Source organism: Posidoniimonas polymericola, from assembly GCF_007859935.1.
Taxonomy (GTDB): Bacteria; Planctomycetota; Planctomycetia; order Pirellulales; family Lacipirellulaceae; genus Posidoniimonas; species Posidoniimonas polymericola.
In genome coordinates, this window is record NZ_SJPO01000014.1 from 92,855 (window position 1) to 111,093 (window position 18,239).

At 66.3% G+C, this 18,239-nt stretch carries 15 protein-coding genes; 7 read left to right on the forward strand and 8 right to left on the reverse strand.

What is annotated here, in order from left to right; genetic code table 11:
* Window positions 1–5 precede the first annotated feature (5 nt).
* Window positions 6–515, forward strand: a complete 510-nt coding sequence (locus tag Pla123a_RS22475) for a DinB family protein (RefSeq protein WP_197528203.1) — start codon at window positions 6–8, stop codon at window positions 513–515.
* Here Pla123a_RS22475 and Pla123a_RS22480 read toward each other — a convergent pair.
* The 3 genes from Pla123a_RS22480 to bioB all read right to left on the reverse strand — a co-directional run bounded on the left by Pla123a_RS22480 (window position 512) and on the right by bioB (window position 6,011).
* Entirely contained in the window at window positions 512–1,711 is a 1,200-nt protein-coding gene (locus Pla123a_RS22480) for an endonuclease/exonuclease/phosphatase family protein (protein WP_146591239.1), read from the reverse strand. The genes Pla123a_RS22475 and Pla123a_RS22480 overlap by 4 nt on opposite strands.
* Before the next feature lie 159 nt (window positions 1,712–1,870).
* Entirely contained in the window at window positions 1,871–4,711 is a 2,841-nt protein-coding gene (locus Pla123a_RS22485) for a DUF11 domain-containing protein (protein ID WP_197528204.1), read from the reverse strand.
* A gap of 256 nt (window positions 4,712–4,967) precedes the next feature.
* Window positions 4,968–6,011, reverse strand: coding sequence for a biotin synthase BioB (gene bioB, locus Pla123a_RS22495; RefSeq protein ID WP_231956599.1), 1,044 nt, complete (start codon window positions 6,009–6,011; stop codon window positions 4,968–4,970).
* A 553-nt stretch (window positions 6,012–6,564) separates the two neighbouring features.
* Between bioB and Pla123a_RS22500 the strand changes: the two genes are divergently transcribed.
* The 4 genes from Pla123a_RS22500 to Pla123a_RS22515 all read left to right on the forward strand — a co-directional run bounded on the left by Pla123a_RS22500 (window position 6,565) and on the right by Pla123a_RS22515 (window position 9,686).
* Entirely contained in the window at window positions 6,565–7,101 is a 537-nt protein-coding gene (locus Pla123a_RS22500; RefSeq protein ID WP_197528205.1) for a PSP1 C-terminal domain-containing protein, read from the forward strand.
* Between the two features lie 936 nt (window positions 7,102–8,037).
* Window positions 8,038–8,583, forward strand: coding sequence for a hypothetical protein (locus tag Pla123a_RS22505; RefSeq protein WP_146591250.1), 546 nt, complete (start codon window positions 8,038–8,040; stop codon window positions 8,581–8,583).
* A gap of 133 nt (window positions 8,584–8,716) precedes the next feature.
* On the forward strand, window positions 8,717–9,163 hold the full coding sequence (locus tag Pla123a_RS22510) for a GNAT family N-acetyltransferase (RefSeq protein ID WP_146591251.1): 447 nt from the start codon (window positions 8,717–8,719) through the stop codon (window positions 9,161–9,163).
* Window positions 9,164–9,233: 70 nt separating this feature from the next.
* Complete coding sequence (locus Pla123a_RS22515) at window positions 9,234–9,686, forward strand: hypothetical protein (protein WP_146591253.1); 453 nt, start codon at window positions 9,234–9,236, stop codon at window positions 9,684–9,686.
* A 45-nt stretch (window positions 9,687–9,731) separates the two neighbouring features.
* Here the strand turns inward: Pla123a_RS22515 and Pla123a_RS22520 are convergent, their stop codons facing one another.
* Window positions 9,732–10,055 carry a hypothetical protein gene (locus Pla123a_RS22520; RefSeq protein ID WP_146591255.1) on the reverse strand — a complete coding sequence of 108 codons (324 nt, stop codon included), beginning with the start codon at window positions 10,053–10,055 and terminating at the stop codon, window positions 9,732–9,734.
* 138 nt (window positions 10,056–10,193) lie between these two features.
* On the opposite strand from Pla123a_RS22520, the gene Pla123a_RS22525 reads away from it, so the two are divergent.
* Window positions 10,194–11,795: a cation:proton antiporter domain-containing protein gene (locus Pla123a_RS22525; RefSeq protein ID WP_146591257.1), complete on the forward strand. Its 1,602-nt coding sequence runs from the start codon at window positions 10,194–10,196 to the stop codon at window positions 11,793–11,795.
* Window positions 11,796–11,806: 11 nt separating this feature from the next.
* Here the strand turns inward: Pla123a_RS22525 and Pla123a_RS24840 are convergent, their stop codons facing one another.
* From Pla123a_RS24840 to Pla123a_RS22540, 3 genes are all read right to left on the reverse strand, one after another.
* A complete protein-coding gene (locus Pla123a_RS24840; RefSeq protein ID WP_231956600.1) occupies window positions 11,807–12,193 on the reverse strand; it encodes a methyltransferase domain-containing protein in 387 nt (128 codons plus the stop codon).
* Window positions 12,194–12,634: 441 nt separating this feature from the next.
* Window positions 12,635–13,675, reverse strand: coding sequence for a 3'-5' exoribonuclease YhaM family protein (locus tag Pla123a_RS22535; protein ID WP_146591261.1), 1,041 nt, complete (start codon window positions 13,673–13,675; stop codon window positions 12,635–12,637).
* 166 nt (window positions 13,676–13,841) lie between these two features.
* The gene (locus Pla123a_RS22540) at window positions 13,842–15,068 is read right to left on the reverse strand and encodes a lysophospholipid acyltransferase family protein (RefSeq protein WP_146591263.1); all 1,227 of its coding nucleotides are present in this window, start codon (window positions 15,066–15,068) and stop codon (window positions 13,842–13,844) included.
* Window positions 15,069–15,235: 167 nt separating this feature from the next.
* Here Pla123a_RS22540 and xerD point away from each other — a divergent pair, with 167 nt between their 5' ends.
* Window positions 15,236–16,174, forward strand: a complete 939-nt coding sequence (xerD, locus tag Pla123a_RS22545) for a site-specific tyrosine recombinase XerD (RefSeq protein WP_231956601.1) — start codon at window positions 15,236–15,238, stop codon at window positions 16,172–16,174.
* 12 nt (window positions 16,175–16,186) lie between these two features.
* Here the strand turns inward: xerD and Pla123a_RS22550 are convergent, their stop codons facing one another.
* On the reverse strand, window positions 16,187–18,064 hold the full coding sequence (locus tag Pla123a_RS22550) for a sulfatase-like hydrolase/transferase (RefSeq protein WP_146591265.1): 1,878 nt from the start codon (window positions 18,062–18,064) through the stop codon (window positions 16,187–16,189).
* Window positions 18,065–18,239: the final 175 nt, after the last annotated feature.

Here is an 18,239-nt window from a genome sequence, read left to right on the forward strand (position 1 = left end):
TTGCCATGTGCCCCCTGCTGGAGAACCGCGTGTTCGAGAACGAAATCGCCATCAATCAAATGCAGCTCGCCTACTTCGACCGCATCGTAGCGGGCCTGCCCGCCGAACGACATTTCCACGCCGCCCCCGGCCACGGCCACTCGCCGGCGTGGGTCATTGGTCACTTGGCGATCGTGGGCGAGATGGGCTGCTCGATGATCGGTGGATCGCTGACCCACCCCGCCTGGCTGCAGGCCTTCGGCCCCGGTTCACCGCCGTTGGTCGAGGCGTCAGACGAGTACGCCCTCGATCAGCTTGCGCCGGTCGTGCGGAGCTCGTACCCGGAGTTTCAGCGGCTAGCGGCCGCGGCCGACCCCGGGCGTTTGGCGCAGCCGCACGGCGTGGACCTGTTCGACGGCACGCCGATCCAGACCGTGTCGCACTGCGTGTCGGTGCTGCTGACCAACCACTTTGCGTTCCACTTGTCGCAGCTCTCGAGCTGCCGCCGCTCGGCCGGTGGGGCGCCGCTGTTCTAGCCGCGGCGACGCGCACCGACAACGATCGAAGAAAGGAGCAGCAACACACCCGCGGCCGGCTCGGGCGCCGCCGCGTAGCCGCTGGCGGCGGCCTGCACCGCGCCGAAGTTGGCCCGCCAGATTTCGTAGTCTTGGTGGTCGTAGAGCACGCCGAAGCCGGTCCGCCAGACGCTGTAGTCCGCCGAGTCGACACGGCCGTCCTGGTTGAAATCGCCGGCGAGCAGGGGCGGCGGCAGGAGGTAGTCAACGACAACCGGCAGATGGTCGCTCGCCATCCGCAGCGCCGCCAGCACCTCAGGCGAGGCGCCCGTTCCGGTCGTGATGTCTCCGCTCAGCTGGTGGGTACCGTTGTTGCCGAATGTGCGGTAGCTGCCGGGCCAGTAGTCCAGGCCCACCTCGTCGAGCAGCTCCCCGGTGACCAGCTGGAAGTCGAACCGGTCGTCGACGCCACCGGTGACCTGCCCTCCGAACAGCGAGGTCGTGGTCGGGCTCTGCGTGTGCACCACCTTGAAAGCCGGGTCGTCGTGCCAGTCGCCCGCCGCGTCGACCGGGTCGAACACCTGGCCCGGGCCCGATGAAAGCAAGGTCTGGTAGGCCGGCTCGGCGCTGTCGTAGAGGTTGAAGTCGCCCGTCAGAATCGCCGCGACGCCTTCGCCCAGCGCGTCGAGGTCCTGACGCACCGCCCGGGCCTCGACGTCGCGACGCGCCTCGTTGGACGAGCCGCTGGAGGCCTTGTAGTGGTTGCTGTAGAGGTAGAACTCGGCGTCGGCGCCGTACCCGTCGGGCACAAGCTGGTAGCGGAGCGTCGACCGCGCCTGGGCGCTGGTGTTGACCTCGCCGAAGGCGACCGCCCCGAGCAGGTCGATCGTCTGGGTGTTGTAGATGAGACCCGGCAGCCCTCCCCCCGCGGTCACCGCGTCGATCGGCGTCGGCGCCGCGGCGTACACCCCGGCGCCGTAGAGGTGGTTGAGCAACGCCAAGATCGTGTTGGTCTCGCTGCCCGACTGCTCTTGCAGCGACAGCACATCCAGCGGCTTGGCAAAACCGTTGACCTCCTCGATGCCAATCGCGGACAGCACCTCCGACATCCCGTCGCGGGCTCCGCCGTTCGTGTTCCAGGTCGCGATGCGCAGTTGCGCAAGCAGGCTCGTCGGCGCGAGCAGCAGCAAAAGCACTACACGAATGGGGAGGGGCATCGTACGCGGGGCTTCCGTGACCAACAGCAAACCGGCATCCTAGATTGGCTACGCAGTTTGGACGAGCGTTCGGTCGGCGGTTACCCGACTGCCTGCGGACAAACGCGCGCGCGGTGGCGGATTGCTTCATCGGTTGCGCGCAAGCTTGCGGCTCGCCACTTACCGCGGTGCGCTAAACCGATCCGCAACGCCGGCCGAGCGCGCCCCGTCGTCGCTAAGGTTGACCTGCTCTTCTGCGTAGAACCGAGTGGTCTCTTCGGCCGCGAGCTTGATGTCGAGGTCCTGGCAGAGCACCTCGGCGCGGAAGATGTGGGCGCCGGGGCGGGTCGCCTTGGCGTGGATCATCAGCACCAACTCGCTGCCAATTGTCAGGCTGTCGATTGTGCGGACCGCGACGCGCCCGTCGGCGATGCTCGCCTCGGCGCCCTCGACGCGGTAGGGCTCGATCCCTTCGGAGAACAACCCAACCACCTTCACCTTCTGGGCCGAGTTGGACCCGCGGTTGCGGACCCGAACCTCGTAGACCACTTCGCCGCCTACCGGCAGTGGGCCCTTGGGGTCGCGGATCTCGAGCTTCAGGTCGGCCAGGGCAATCACCTCGGTGGTGGCGGTGGTCGTCGCCGAAGCCCGGCGGTCGGCGTCGGCGGCGCCCATGGCGAACTCGTTCACGCCGGGTTGGCTGATCACGCCCTGCAGCTCCATGTAATAGTCGTCGCCCGGCCGCAGGGAGCCGACGCCCCACCGCAGCTGGCGGCCGGTCGTGTCGACACGGCCGTTGCCGCTAGCCTTGGACACCTCGAAACCGGCCGGCAGGTTGACGCGGAACTCCACGCCGTCGGCGGTCGCCGTGCCCGGGTTGCGGACCCGGAAGTAGTAGGTCGCCGAGGCGCCGGCGTACTTGCGGGCGGGACCCCGCCAGTCGACCTCGAGCTCCGGCTTGCGGCAGAAGATGCTCTTGCTCGCCTGCTCGTTCAGGTTCCCCATGGCAATCGCCTGGGCCTGCAGCTTGAGCTCGCCGGCCTCGGCGCCGGTCACCTTGAATTCAATTGTGCGTGATTCGTTCGGCAGCAGGTCGCCGATGGCCTCGGTCATCGCGCTGGCCGCGTCGCCCGGTGGCTGCACCCGCACGCGGACGTCCTCGGCGGGCCCGGTGCCGGGGTTCGACACGTGCAGTCGGAACACCTGCGGTGTGCCGAACAGCACCTCGTCCGGCCCGTCCAGCGAGACCGCCAGCTTCGGCTCCTGCACCTCGACCACCGTGCGCGAGCCGGTCGGGGCGTGCTTCCAGTTGACGCCCAGCTCAATTGGGCGGCCCTGACGGGCGACCAGCTTGAGGTCGAGGTGCTGGGTACGGCTCGGTTGCAGCTCGGCCATCTTCCACAACACCTTGGTCGCGCCGGCGTCGGTCGAGGGCGGCTCGACCAGGCCAACCGTGCTCCGCGAACCAACTACCTCGGCCCACTCTGGCACGGTGATGGTGGTCGCCAGTTGGTCGGCGGTCTCGTCGCCACGGTTGGCGATCGAAACCCGGTAGACCGCCTCGCGTCCGATGATTATCTGCTTGGGCCCCGACACCCGCGACACGATCTGCGGCATCCGCTGGCTCATAAGCAGGTCGGCGTCGCGGCTGTAGGTCGGCTCCGCGGTCACCGTGGGCGGCAGCATGGTGTTCTGGTTGGGCGTGCTCTGGTCCTGTTTAGTCTGGCTCGAAGCGGTCTGATTCCACTCCTGCTCCGGGGCCGCCGTGCGGGGCTCGATCGACTGCTCGACCGTGCCCTCGAAACGCCGCTTGGCGACCTCCTGCTCGAAGCCATCGCTCGCCCCGACGGCCGGAGCCGCCGCAGCCGAAGCGACCGAAGGAGTCGCGGCCTGCTGCTCCTCGCCAGCCTGGACGGGCAAGCCGCCGACCCGCGTTCTTGTTTCCGCCACTTCGCGGTCGGCGCCTACCCACTCGTCCTGCGGAGCGGCCTCGGCCACGGCGGGCTGAGCGGCGTTTTCGATCGCCGCCTCGGGCTCGTTCACGTCTGCCGCGGGTTCCGTAGCCGCCTGAGCGGCCAGGATTGCTTCGATGCTGTTGTCGGTTGTGGTCGTTTCGGGCTCGTAGGTCTGGGCGACTGCCGCTTCCGGAGTCGCCGCTACGGCTGTGGTCTCCTCGTTCAGCGGGGCCTCTGCCTGCTGATCCTCGCTCGCTACCGACTCGGCGGCCATGCTGCTGGCGACCGCGGCGGCGATCGACCTGGCAGTGGCGTCGTCGGCCCGTTCCCTGTTGCTGCCGCCGCCGAGGTAGGCGGCGCCGAGCAGCTCGCGGCGCAGGTCGGCCTCGTGGACCATGGCGGTCCCGCCGGCGGTGGCCTGGCCGACCGATGGCGGGGCGACGGCCGCCTCGTCCAGCGGAGCGACCCCCGCCGGCGACAGCACGCTGCCCGCCCGGGCGGTGCGGCTGCGTCCCAGCACCACCGGGTCGGCGGGGCCCTCGGGACGCGGGGCCAGGTTCTTGGATTCAGTCGGTGGGGTGGCCTGCGGCGCCGGGCTCGGTTCACGCGAGGCGACCCGCGGCTGCTGGCCCGTTTCACCGTTCGACTGCACACGCAGGTCGCGGATGATGCGTGACCGGGCGGACCCGGTGTCGGCGGTCGTCTGGCGACTCTCCGCGGTGTGACGCAGGTGCGCCGAAGTCGGTCGGCGGTTCGCCTGCCCTTCGGTGGTCGAACCCGCGAACATGTCGCCCGGCAGCAGGTCGCTCGGGTTGAGCCGCGGCATCCGGCTGGCAAAGCGCGACCGGCCCGTGTCGGGCTCGGCTGACCCCGCCCGGCGATTCGCGGCCGAGGCCTCGATCGCGGCGCGGGGGTCTTGCTGCTCTTGGTCGTCGCTGCCCCAGCCCAGCCGCAGCGAAGCAAGCCGCTGCGCGAACGAAGGCTTCGAGTCTTCCTGGGCCAGCGCGGAAGGCGCGGAGCTCAGGGTGATGGCTATCAGGAGAGCGAGGGGGGTGATGTGCCGCATTTTCGGTCGCATCCTTGCGTTGCATTCGCCGCGTATCCGGCGGCTGCTAGCGTTCCCCCCACAGGTGCTCGCAGCCGCAGCGTGACGGTACATTCCGCCCGCTATCCACGGAGTATCGACGCCGGCGTCCTTGCCGGTTAACCAAACCTGGGATTTTTTTCCGGTTATCCCGAGTCGGCATCGCAGGCAAGGTGCGCAGCCGCCTACTGTCGACTGCGTTGCTAGCACTCAACCCACAGGCCTCGGCAACGCTCGCCTAGTGGCTGCAGATACTCGCCTCGCTCGACGTAACGATCTCGAACCCGAGGTCCTTGATCATTGCGTAGTCGGCGTCAGGCGCCTGGCCCTTGGTAGTCAGGTAATCGCCGACGAAGATCGAGTTTGCCGCGTAAAGCCCCAGCGGCTGCAGACTCCGCAGGTGCAGCTCGCGGCCGCCGGCAATACGGATCTCGCGGTCGGGGCAGACCAGGCGGAACATCGCCAGGGTCTTCAGGCAGTACTGCGGCGTGACGTGCTCGGGGACCTCCAGCTCGACCCCCTCGATCGGAATCAGGAAGTTGACCGGGATCGAGTGCACGCCGAGCTCACGCAGCTCAATCGCCATCCCGACCAGGTCCTCGTTCGACTCGCCCATGCCGACGATGCCGCCAGAGCACATCTCGAGGCCCGCCTCGCGGACCGCCTTGAGCGTGTCGACGCGGTCGGCGAACGTGTGCGTGGTGCAGATCTTGTCGTAGTGCTCCTCGCCCGTGTTCAGGTTGTGGTTCACCCGGTCGACGCCGCAAGCCTTGAGCCGCTGGGCCTGCTCGTCGGTCAGCAGGCCCAGGCAAGCGCAGATGTGCAGGCCGTACTTCTCCTTGATCTCGGGGACGATCGTCTCGACCGCCTTCATCTCCCGCTCGTTGGGGCCGCGGGCAGAGATCACGATGCAGTACGTGCGGGCGTCGCGTTCCTTAGCGACCCGGGCGCCGTCCAGCAGCTTCTCGCGGTTGAGGATGTTGTACTTGGGGATCTCGGCCTCGCTCTCCTTGGACTGCGAGCAGTAGCTGCAGTCCTCCGGGCACAGGCCGCTCTTGGCGTTCATCAGCAGGTACAGCTGCACCTGGTTGCCAAAATAGTGGCGCCGCACCCGGTACGCCGCGTCCAGCAGGCTCAGCAGCTCGCTGTCGGGACACGTCAGGACCTCGGCGGCCTGCTCGGCGGTCAGCGGATTTCCGGCCAACACCTGGTCAGCAAACGACTGCCAGCGGCCCCCCTCAATGGTTCCGTTGGTCGAAGGGCAATCAAGCGTTTCGGACATCTCAGCTCCGTGGTTCATACCGGGTTAGCCCAACATTATCCCGAGCCCTACCGCCCGCTGGCAAGACCCAACCGCCGCCGTCCTCCCGCAACGACTTCTGACTACTTTTGTCCCCAATTCCGACATCCGTTTGTAGGGACAAAAGTCGGCTGCCATTTCGTCCGCCGGGGGCGGTTTCAGTCTGACATAGCAGTGTCTGCGGTTTTTCACTTCGCGTGAGACAATCGACTTTTGCCCCTTTCTGCTCGTTCGATGGGACAAAACTGCCGCCCAGCGACTGACTTCCAGGCAGCGGGCTCCTGAGCAAGCCCTGTGGTGGCGCCACCGACGTCGATTTCGCAGCGCCGTAGCGGCCGAGCTCACGGCCCACTGCGGGCTCCAAGAATCCAGCGTGCCCCTATTGGACCACCCCGGGGGGCTCTTTTCAGTAAGGAAACGGGGCAGCAGGCGAGAAACGCCTGGTCGCCGACTCCCGCCGGGGCGGCGGTTGAAGTAGCCCTCCGCGGCCTGGTGCGTCACAATGGAGACTCACACCGCCTCTATTGATAACCCTATGCACCACTTTGTCCGCGTCGGCCTGCACGGAGATGTCGGCCGCTTCCGCTCGACCGACAGCGCCCGCTACCAGCGGGGGCGGCGGGTGATCGTACGCACCAGCCGCGGGCTAGAGACCGGCGAGGTGCTGAGCGTCGCCGAGTCGGCAGAGAGCCAACCCGACGGCGACCTGCTGCGGGCGATGACCAGCCAGGACCACCTGCTGGCCGAGCGGCTCGAGCAACGCCGCGGCGAGGCCTACGACGCCTGCGTCCGGCTGCTGGCCGAGCGGCGCCTGCAGGCCGTGCTGATGGACGTCGAGCACCTGTTCGACGGCCAGGGACTGTACTTCCACTTCCTGGGCGATGTGCCCCCCGAGGTCGAGGCCCTCACCGCCGAGCTCTCGGAGGCCTACGAGGCCAAGGCCCAGATCGGCCGCTTCGCCGAAACCCTGTCGGAGGGCTGCGGCCCCGGCTGCGGCACCGAAGAAGCCAAGGGCCAAGGCGGCTGCGACTCGTGCGCGGGGTGTGCGGTGGCGAGTGCTTGTAAGAAGTAGAATGGGGACGGACGGAATCGCCGGTAGGTTGCGGCCCAGCCGCCGTGTTTCTGACCTGAATGCGAGTTCTCCGTGCGTTACTCATGGCGAAGTGCGTTGCTCCTCATGACCGCCGCTTCATTGGTGGCAGCCGCGGTTGCAACACTGCCCGAGGAAACTCTGGGCAAGTTACTAGCGAGTATTCTCATAGTCCTCCCGATCCTGAGCTCTACCGCAATTGCAGTCGCCATCTATCCACGCCTTGACGGTCTCGTTCGCCGAACAACCGTCGCATGTGCACTAGGAATGGCTTGCGTGATCGCCCTCGGATTGACAATCACTCACCGGCCGCCAGACGGCTACGCTGTGCTTGGGCTTCTTGGAGTGGTGGGAGTTTGGATTCCGCAACTTGGACTTGTTGCCCTTCTGGCGTGGGTCCGCCGGGATCAGTTGATAGAACAAGAACGCGACGAAACATAACAGGTCAACGTGCGACGCTAGTGGTTCCAAGGACTTACATGCTCTCATTGGCCAACGGCCAATCCCACCGTAGCCTAGGGCAACGCCCTAGGATGGGATACCCGGCAGAGTCCGTTGGCTGAAGGCCAACCTCAACCCACGGGCAACATTGAGATTGGCCTTCAGCCAATGGGCCTGGATTTCGCCCACGCAGCTAGGGCGTTGCCCCAGGCTACGGTGAGGTTGGGCGTTGCCCAACGACACACTTGGCGCTGCAATCCTCTAGGCGTTCGCCATCGCTGCCCCGGGACGACGTCATCAAATAGCTCCCTAACCGTCCTCAATTTGCTCTGCTGCGTGTGGCATCTCGCCCAGAAACCGGCTTGCTTGCATTGGCGACCGGCAAAGCGCAAGATCCATGCGGCCGGCCGTCTGCCGTGTCGCCACGGCCCGCCAGTTTTGCCTGCCTCTTTGGTTCCTACCTCTTGGAGAACGCTAATGCGTTACCTTCTACGCTCCTTTGCTGCGCTCGTCTGCGTGGCTGCTGCGGCTACCTCTTCCGCCACCCCGACGCTGCAGTTTGCCAACGACACCGGCTCCAGCGTGACGCTGCAGGTCGTAACCGATGACTCTAGCTCGATCGGCGCCGAAGTCGCCATCGAGATCAATGCCGGCCCCACCCTGGAATTGACCGGCGCGACGGTGAACACGGCGTTCTGGGACTACGCCAACCCAGGCGATAATCCTTTCATTCCAGGCGCACCGGTTGGCGGCGACTCCTTCGGTCTGTGGACGGACTTTGCACTCGGTCAGGTCTTCGCCGCTTTTGGCTCCGGGTTCAACCCGATGGGCGTGCATGACTTCATCACCATCGACTACACCGGGTCGGGCTCGCTCATGGCCGAGGGTTTCCTCGCACAAAACGGGGTCCTCGGGGCCATTCAAACCGCGAATGTCGACCTCGTCGGCGTCCCCGAACCGGCCGCCCTGGCACTGGGCCTGCTGCCATTCGTCGCGCTCGCCGGGCGTCGCAACCGCCGCTAGGGAAGCAACCGCTCGCAGAACCTAGTTCGTTACCTCCACAGCCCAAGGGCCGCGCACGGCGTAGCCTCTGGGCTTTTTTCGTGCTTCGCACTCGCTGCTGCCGAACGGTCGCCCGTGGTAGAGTAGCGGCATCATGCCCAACGAAATCATCACGCCTGTCCCGCCCGGATCCGACCTGTACGCGCTCGCCCTCCGGCTGCGGCGGGAGGTGTTCGTGCACGAGCAGCAGGTGCCGGCCGAGCTGGAGTACGACCATCACGACCTCACTGCGCGGCACTTCGTCTCGCTGGTCGAGGGCGATGTGGTCGCCACGCTGCGGGTGATCCTGCTCGACGAGCACGACAAGATCTCCCGGTTCGCGGTGCGGCGGTCGTTCCGCGGCCGCGGCGTCGGCCGGCGGCTGCTCGAGCACGTGATCGCGATGCTGGCGGCCGAGGGCCGCACGCGGCAGTCCCTCGAGGCGCAGGTCTCGGCGATTGGCTTCTACGAGCGGCTCGGCTTCACGGCCTACGGCGAGGTCTACCAGGACGCCGGGATCGACCACCGGCGGATGGTGAACTACCCGCGTGAGGAAAGATGACCTATCTATTTGACGTGTGCCCGCGATTGCCCGGCCGGAGTGGCCTCGCAAGCCCTAGAAGATCAATTCAATGCCTGTATCCGCAGTGTTGACTTTCCAGAGTGGGGAGACGCCCGGTCACGACGCGCCTCGGTCGGTCGATCCAGGAGGCAAGTACACCTTCGGGGACAACTTTCCCAAGATGATCGACCAACTTGATGAGTCAGCCCGCCAGCTAGGCGTCCCGGAGCCCAGCTCGTTCATCTGGTACAACCCCTTACTTTCAGAGGGAGAACTCAACAAACTCACTAGCGAGGAATTCAAGACCCTCGAGGCAAAGTGCAATGCGACCGCGTTCTGGGCTCCCATGGAGAAAGGTATCGCCACGTTCAAAGCGTTGGTGGATAAGTACCCGCTCTATTCCTACCTCAACGAGGAAGACGGCACTCGATACTTTATTGCCTTTGAGGTCGCTTGCTACCACGCCGTTCTTGTCGAGGCAGCCGAGAATGGCGAGACCGGCTTCCACCTGGAGATCTACTAGCTACGAAGAGGTTGGACCTCGCCCAACATCGGTTCGGCAGCTACGCTACTCACCCAGGTCGCCGAGCGCGGCCAGGTACTCGCTCATCTCGCCGGCGGCGTGGGCGTCGCCCTGGGCGCGGGCGGCCTCGATGCCGTCGCGGAGGTAGGCGCGGGCGTCGTTGATGCGGCCGAGCTTGGTCAGCTGCTGGCCCGCCATGAAGAACGCCGCGACATAGGGCGGGTCGTCCTTGGTCAGCTCGTCGAGCTTGGCGAGGCTGGCGTCGTGCTCATCGGCGTTGTCCAGCTCCATCGCCAGGCTGTACCGCAGGAAGGTGTCGGTCGGGTCGTCGGCGAGCATCGCCTCGATCTTTTCGCGTCGCGTAGTCATGTCGCAGCAGGCTGGGCAAGGTAGGATTGAGGGCGACCCGCAGGGCCGGCTTGCCGTCGGGGCGGCCAAGTGGGATTGTACACCGGTCCGAGCCAAGGTTCGACGCCTCCCCACCGCAAGTCTCCCGCCCCTACCTGCATGCCCGACCACGTCCTTACCGACCTCTTGATCATCGTCACGGCGGGCCTGGCGGCCAATATCGTCTGCCAGCGGATTGGCGTGTCGACCATCCTCGGCTACCTGATCGCCGGGGTAGTACTCGGCAAGGCCGTGCTCGGCTGGGTCGCCGACGACGCCCACGAGATCGAGACCCTCAGCGAGGCGGGCGTGTTCCTGCTGCTGTTCACGGTCGGCATCGAGTTCTCGATCGACGAGCTGAAGCCACTCGCCTGGCGGCTGCCGGTCGGGGGGAGCGTGCAGATGCTGCTGGTCGCTTTCCCGGTGGCCGTGTTCTGTTATTGGGCCGGGCTGTCGGCCGCCGCGTCGCTGCTGGTGGGCGCCGCCCTGGCGTTCAGCTCGACCGTGGTGGTGTTCAAGGCCCTCGGCGAGCTCGGCCAGTCGTCCACACCGCACGGACGCCGGGCGATCGGCGTCTTGCTGTTCCAGGACATGGCGCTGGTGCCGCTGCTGCTGGTCGTGCCGCTGCTGCAGGGCGAGGCCGCGCCGGGCTGGCGGGAGCTGACGGAGCTCGCGCTAGCGACCGTGGCGTTCATCGGCGCAGTGGCGCTCGCACGGATCGTGATCAACGGCTACCTGGCGCCGGCGCTGTCGGCGCTGCGGAGCCCCGACCTGATGGTGCTGCTGGCGGTGGTTGCGCTCGGCGGGATGTCGCTGTTCGCCCACCGGCTGCACCTGCCGGCGGCCCTCGGGGCGTTCGCGGCGGGTCTGCTGTTCGGCGGCAACCGCTGGAGCGCCCAGGTCGACTCGCTGGTGCTGCCCTTCCGCGAGACTTTCTCCGCGGTCTTCTTTATCAGCCTTGGGCTGCTGCTCAAGCCGGACCTCAACCCGATGATCGTCGGGCCGATGCTGCTGGCGTTAATCGCCATCAAGATGCTGGCGGCGACCGCGGCGATGTGGATCACCGGTTTGCGACCCCGCGCCGCGCTCGGCATGGGGCTGGGCCTGGCGCACGTTGGCGAGTTCGCGTTTTTCCTAGGGCGTATCGCCATGGAGTCGGGCGTGCTGACGCGGGAGGAATACCAGCGGATGGCGGCCGTGGCGCTCGGCTCGCTGCTGATCACGCCGCTGCTCCTGCGGGTCGGCCTCAAGTGGACCGACGGCCGCGGCGAGAACGTCGACGAGGCCCCGAGGACCGAGCTAGCCAAGCCCCACATGGCGGTGGTGATCGGAGTCGGCCCGGTCGGCAAGCAGGTCGCCAGCTTCTTGGAGACCCGCGGCGTTGAGGTCACGATGGTCGACCGCAGCCCGGTCAACCTGTACCCATTCAGCCAGCTCGGCTTCACCACCGCCGCAGGCGACGCCACCCACGTCGACGTCCTACGCGCGGCCCACGTCCCCGACGCCGGCATGGTGGTGGTGTGCGTGCCCACTGACTCCGACGCGCTGCAGATCGTCAGCACGGTGCGCCGCCTAAACGCGGCCGCCAACGTCGTGGTGCGGTGCCGCTACCAGAGCAACGCCGAAGGGATCAGCCGAGCCGGCGCGGCGCTCGTGGTAAGCGAAGAGCGGATGACCTACGAGCGGCTGGTGGCGGAACTCGAGGGGCGGCTGAGCGAGTGATCAGAAAAAAGTTAAGACTTCGTGCACATAAAGATCTCTTTGGTCGACGGGTAAGCAAGCCCATAGCGTAGCGTCTCTTCTTCGGGCATGCCGTCGACACTTAACACTTCAACTTCAAACCCGGTGTCCCTTAGGCGATTGGCAATGTCGAGCCCAAATAGCCTGACATGGTCTTCCTGCTTGAAGTGCTTGAGCCGATCAGCAGGGGTAGTTACCCGAGGATCTTCGAAGGTCTTTTCTCCGTAGATCGGGACCATCACCAACGTCAATCCGCGAGGTCGAGATACGCGGAACAGCTCTGACATTGCCAAGCGATCGTCCTCAATGTGTTCGAGAACGTGCGAACACCAGATGAGGGAAAAGAGATTGTCCTCCAGCTCGAGATTTGTAATGTCCATGAGACGCATCGCTTCGGGTGACATTAAATCAACGCTGAGGTACTTACCCGAGATCGATCGGAGCCAAGGCTCGATAAAACTCTCTGGAGCGAAATGTAGCGTGCTGTCGGCGTGCCCCGGCAGTTTCTCTTTGAGTGCGTAGTGGGCAAACCGGTGCCGCTCGGAAGATCCACACGACGGACAAATGCAGCTCTCAGCAGGCTTATTCGGAAAGGAACGCCGAATAAACGCGTGACCTGTCCAACCGCAAATTGGGCATTCCTTGCTCGAGCCCATGGATAAGTACGCTATCCTGATTGGCTTTAGAAAACCTGACAACACTCGCTTCAGTTTTCGCTGCACTCTGAGCCTCCGCGTACCTGTAGTCACCGTGCGTAAGAGATCCATTCTAACATCGACTGTCTTTGACAGGCGATGAAAATATTGCGGGCCGAGGGACCATCACTCCCCGCCGCGGTACACCTGCTGCCCCAGCACATTCCGGCGCGAGCTCAGCGCCGCGTCGGCGTCAGTCTCTGAGAGGATGACCATCATCATCTGCAATTTGGCGTCGGTGTCGTCGGCGTAGTGGACGATCAGGGCCTCGGGCGTCATCGGTGGCTTCGGGCTGCCCCACTCGGGCAGGCGTTGGTGGCTGATGATGATGTGCTCGAGCCGCAGCATGCTCTCGGCGTCGGGCGCCTCCTGGCCGTCGCGTTCCATGGCGGCGGCCGCCTCGCGGATCATGTCACGGCCCTGCAGGATGTGGCCGACCAGTGAGCCGGCGGCCGTGTACTCGGCGCCAACCGGCGAGGTCCGCAGCTCGCGGAGCTTGCCGATGTCGTGCAGGATGGCGCCGGCGGCCACCATGCCAACGTCCAGCGGCGGCGTCATGTCGGGGTAGATGTCGGCGTACCGCTCGGCCAGCAGGAGGGCGTTGGTCGCCACGTTGCGGACGTGCTCCAGGTAGCCGCCGGCGAACGCGTGGTGGTTGCGGCTGGCGGCCGGCCAAACCAAGAGGTCGTCGCGGTGCTCGTCGAGCAAGCCGAGGACGAGCGTCTGCAGCGGCCCCTCGGCGATCTTCTCCTCGGCCATCGCGCGGAGGTCGGCGAACATCTCCTCGAAGTCGAAACGCGACCGCGGCTGGCACATGGTCGGGTCGAAGCCGTCGGCCTGGTCGGTCTCCTCGACCGGGCGGATCAGGCGGATGTCGAGCTGCGGGCCGTAGGTGGTCTCGTGGTACAGGGCGCGGAGCTTGTAGAACCCGCCGACCTGCCACTCGGTGTTGCACTTCTGGGCGTGCGGGGCGTCGCTCCAGATGGGGAAGCTCACCTGCCGCCCGGCATCCTGGAAGGTCACCCGCCAGTAGGGCTTGCCGTCCTTGGTGGTGAGCTGGGTCTTCTCGGCCAGCAGGGCGAAAAAGTCGGCCTCCTGGCCGTTGGTCAGCTCGCCCAGCGGGGTGATGGGCGAAGATTCACCGGACTTGTCGAATAGCTCTGCCAACGCTCTGCGATCCTTAGCGTGAATGTTGAACCGCCAAGACGCCAAGACGCCAAGGCTCGGGAGGATAGTCTAACGGAGTCGGCGGCCGGTAGGCGAGCGCCGCCCACCCAAACCAAGTGCCAAACGCTCGCTAGCGTCGTTCTTGGCGACTTGGCGACTTGGCGGTTTAGGACTCCGCCCGCGCCGCCAGCTCGGCCCGCCGCTCGGCGACCATGGCGTCGAGCATCCCCTGCAGCGATTCGGCGGTCTTAGTCATGGCCGGGTCCTGGGCGGCGGAGCGGTCCCGCTCGGTGTCGACTTCGATCGCGTCGCCGACCTGGATGACGCAGTGCAGCGGGCCGTGGTACTTCGACTCGTCGGTGAAGTCCTCCTCCATCCGCTCGATGGTCTCGAGCAGCCGCTCGGGCAGATCGTGGCCGCCGCCGATGTAGCCCTGGGGGTAGTGGGCCAGCTGCTGCAGGTAGTAGCACTCGGCCAGGTCACGCCACCGCTCGGAGCGTTCTTCCGGGGTCACCTTGCCGGCGATCATGTCGGGCAAGATCACGGAGCGGAGCGCCTTGACGCGGCCGACCACGCCCTTCTCCTTGCCGACGGTGCCCCATTTCTCTTCAAGCTTCTCGAGCACCTCCTGCATCAGCCGGTCGGCCCGCTCGTGCGGGTCGCCCTCGCGGGCGGCGCCGAGGTACTCGATCTCCTTGGCGGCCAGGATCGCGCGGCCGAGTTTGCCCAGCCGCTGCGTGAGCGTCAGGTGCGTTTGCGGCTGCCAGCTGAAGCGGTGCTCGAGCGCGTCGAGGTCGGGACCGATCGTGGCCTCAACGTCGCCGTCGAAGTAGTAGCGGATTGCGACCGGGTGGATCACCACCGGCGGGCGTCCCTGCTTCTGGCGTTTCTTGGCCGCCTGCCGCGCGATAAACGCAGGCCCGTCCATGAGATCCATCACCAGGTCGCAGTGCCGGCTGACGGCGCCCTCGGGGAACATTACCAGCGGACGGCGGCCCTGCACGAGGATGTCGATGGCGAAGTTGACCGCCTGGCGGTCGTTCCCCTCACGGTAGACGCTGAATGCGCCCATCCGGCGGATCAGGAACCGCTCGAACTTGTTCTGCTCGAACAGGTGCCAGCTCGCCATCGCGAACAGCTGCGTGCCGGCCTCCTTCGAAAGCATGCCGAGCACCATTGGGTCGGACAGGCGGCTGTGGTTGGGCGCGACGATCACGCCCTTGCCCTCGTCGATCGAGGCCCGCAGTTTCTCGGCTCCGCGGACGTCGAACGAGGTAACCGAGAAGTTCTTTTCGAGGTAGCTGCGGAGCCAGAAGCGGATCGCCCAGCACCAGAAGCCGGACTCGACCGGCGGGACAAACTCGTACGGCTTTTCGAGGATGATATTCTGCATAGCGACGCGGGGCGGTATCGTGCGTGGGTGAGGGGCCGGCGGCGGCTGACTGCAAGCTTCGGCTAACCGTTACAGGCCCCCTCAGGATAACCAGCAGGGCGAGTTTGCCCCTAGGGGGCTTTTCGGCAGCTGGACCCGCCGGACACCGGCCGCCGATTGAAATAACCATGGCCCCCCGCAAGAAGAGCATCAAGCCGAAACGCCAAGCCGCCGCCGAAGAGGCGTCGCGGATGATCGAGGCGTTCGCCCGCTACCTGGCGAGCGAGTGCCACCTGTCGGCCAACACGGTGACTGCCTACCGGCGGGACATGCGGCGGTTCTTCGGCTGGCTCGCCGGGCGGCGGATCGAGAGCCTTAGCGTGTCGGACCTGTCCGACTACCCCCGCGCAATCACCGCGGAGGGGCTCGCGCCGGCCAGCGTCGCGCGGCATGTCGCCTCGCTGCGGATGTTCTTCCGCTACCTGCAGCTCGAGGGGCAACTCAACGACAACCAGGCCGAACTGCTCAATACCCAGAAGCTGTGGCAGCGGATGCCGACCGTGCTGTCCCCCAGTCAGATCGACAAGCTGCTGTCGGCGCCGGTGCGGGGCGAGCCGCTCTGGCGGCGTGACCGGGCCCTCCTCGAGACCCTCTACGCCACCGGCTGCCGCGTGTCGGAGCTGTCGAACCTCTGCGGCCGCGACGTCCACCTTGAAGACGGCTTCTGCGTCTGCCACGGCAAGGGCGACAAGCAGCGGGTCGTGCCGCTGGGCGAGCAGGCGATCGCGATGCTGCGCGAGTACCTCGACAAGGAACGCCCCAAGCTGGCCGAGCGCCGCGACCCCCAGTCGGAATTCCTGTTCCTCTCGTCGCGCGGCCTGCGGCTTCAGCGCGAGCGGGTGTGGGAGCTCATCAAGAAGTACGCGGCGGTCGCCGGCGTCACGTCCGACCTCAGCCCGCACAGCCTGCGGCACAGCTTCGCGACCCACCTGGTCGGCGGCGGGGCCGACCTGCGGCAGGTGCAGGAGATGCTCGGGCACGCCAGCATCGCCACCACCCAGATCTACACGCACGTCGACCACTCGCGGCTCAAGAAGGTGCACGACACGTTCCACCCGCGCGCGTAACGCCTTGCCGACTTACTCGCCGAGGGCGGCGCGATCGACTGCCCGCTTTGCCACACGCTGAACATAATCGTTTGGGTCGTCCAGCGACTTCCGCAACGCCTCGACAACCGACGGAGCGTCCCCAGCGCGGTCGTCCAGCGCCAGGGCAGCATGGTGACGGACCCAGGGGTCGGGTGACTCGAGTCCTGCGAGCAGCGTTTTCAGAGCCGCCGGAGCAGCATGGTCGGGGTCGCGCAGCAAGGCCGCTGCAGCCGCGACGCGCACCACGCCGGCTGAATCCTCCAAAGTCGAAGCAAGGCGCCGCCGGGTCTCTGGCGTCAGCTCCGGTTGGAGCGGCAATTCGCCCACAACCTTGACCGCCCAGTAGCGTCGGACCGGGTCCTCCGCGGACAGCTCGGCTAGCGCGTCTGCTTCGCGCTCGGCGGGCGGCCGAGCAGGGGCAAGCATCTGCAGAACCGCCTGCAGGCTCTGGCGGGCGCTGGGGTTTTCGTAGATCTGCTGGCAGTCCCCCAGCTCGGCTTCCCGCTGACGCAGTATCGGCTCGGGGATCAGGCCGAGATCGCCCGTTGCGAGTTGCCACTCGCGCAGTTCGGCACGCGTGCGGGCCAGCACCTCCCGGTGCTCCAATGTGGGGTTGTCGGCTAGGTTGACCAGCTCGTGCGGGTCACGATGCAAGTCGTAGAGCTCCTCCGCCGGCTTGCGGACCGACATGTACAAGCGGCTCGCCTCGGGCAACTCGCCGGCGGCGGCAAGGCGCCGGAGTTCCTTCATCGTGGCGTTGCGTTCCCCGTAGCCGATCCACTGGGTGTAGGGCTCCCAGGGCATGAAATTGCGGATGTACCGGTAGCGTTGGTTGCGGACCGAGCGGATCAGGTCGTTGCGTTCGTCCATCCGATCGCGGGTGCTAACGGCGTACTCGCGCGGCGGCTCGAGGTCGGCGCCCAGGAACGCCCTGCCCTGCAGGTAGGAAGGTAGCGGCGCGCCGGCCAGTTCGAGCACGGTCGGAGCGAGGTCGATAAAGCTGATGAGCTGATCGTCGACGGCGCCGCCGACTCCCTGGCCTGCCGGCCGCAGGGCAGGCGGAAGGTAGACAATCAGCGGGACCCGCACACCCGAGTCGTACGGCCAGCGCTTGTTGCGGGGCAGCCCGGCGCCGTGATCGGACCAGAAGAACACGATCGTGTCCTCCTCCAGGCCATCTTCCCGGAGTTGTTCCAACAGATCCGCGGCGTCGTAGTCTGCCTGAGTGATGTTCTCGAGGTAGTTGGCCCAGTCGCGGCGTACTGGCTTGGTGTCGGGGAGGTAGGGCGGCGGCATCAAGCGGTCAGGGTCCAGCCGGTCCGCAGCGGTCAAGTCTGGCGTGATACGGCGGCGCCCCTTGCCGCGCGGCCAGACCTTGCTCTCGTGCGTGTTGGTGAGGTTGAACACCGCAAAGAACGGCTGCCCCTCCGTCCGGTTCCGCCAATGGGCGTTCTTACTCGAATCGTCCCAAGGTTTGCCGGCGTCGATCAGGTTGTAATCCGTCTTGGAGTTGTTGGTGCAGTAGTAGCCCGCCTCCCGGAGGTGCTCGGGGAAGCAACGCACGCCTGAGGGAAGCGTGGTCCGGCACCGCATGTGGTGGGCGCCGATGGACGTCGGGTACACCCCGGTGATGATCGAGGACCGGTTGGTAGCGCAGACCGGGCACGTGGTGAAGGCTCTTGTGTACCGCACGCCTCGCGCGGCCAAGGCATCGAGCGTGGGGGTGTTGGCGTCTTCGCAGCCGTAGCAGCCGAGGTGCGGTCCAATGTCCTCCACGGATATCCAGAGGATGTTTGGGCGGGCGGGGCCAGCCGCCAAGGCGGTCGCGGCGACCAACAGGCACCAGCAGGCGCCAACAATCCGGAACATATCGCTGCGCCCTCTCAAGAATGCCTAATCTACGAACAAATTGTCGCCGGCGGCTACGGGCCGCGAACCCCCATGATCTCTTGCCGCCCGGGCGCCTGTCAAAGGACCGCCTCTGGCTCGCGGCGTTCCTCTCCAGGTGAGCGTCTGTAGCGCCAGCGTTGCTGCTTGCCGAAGG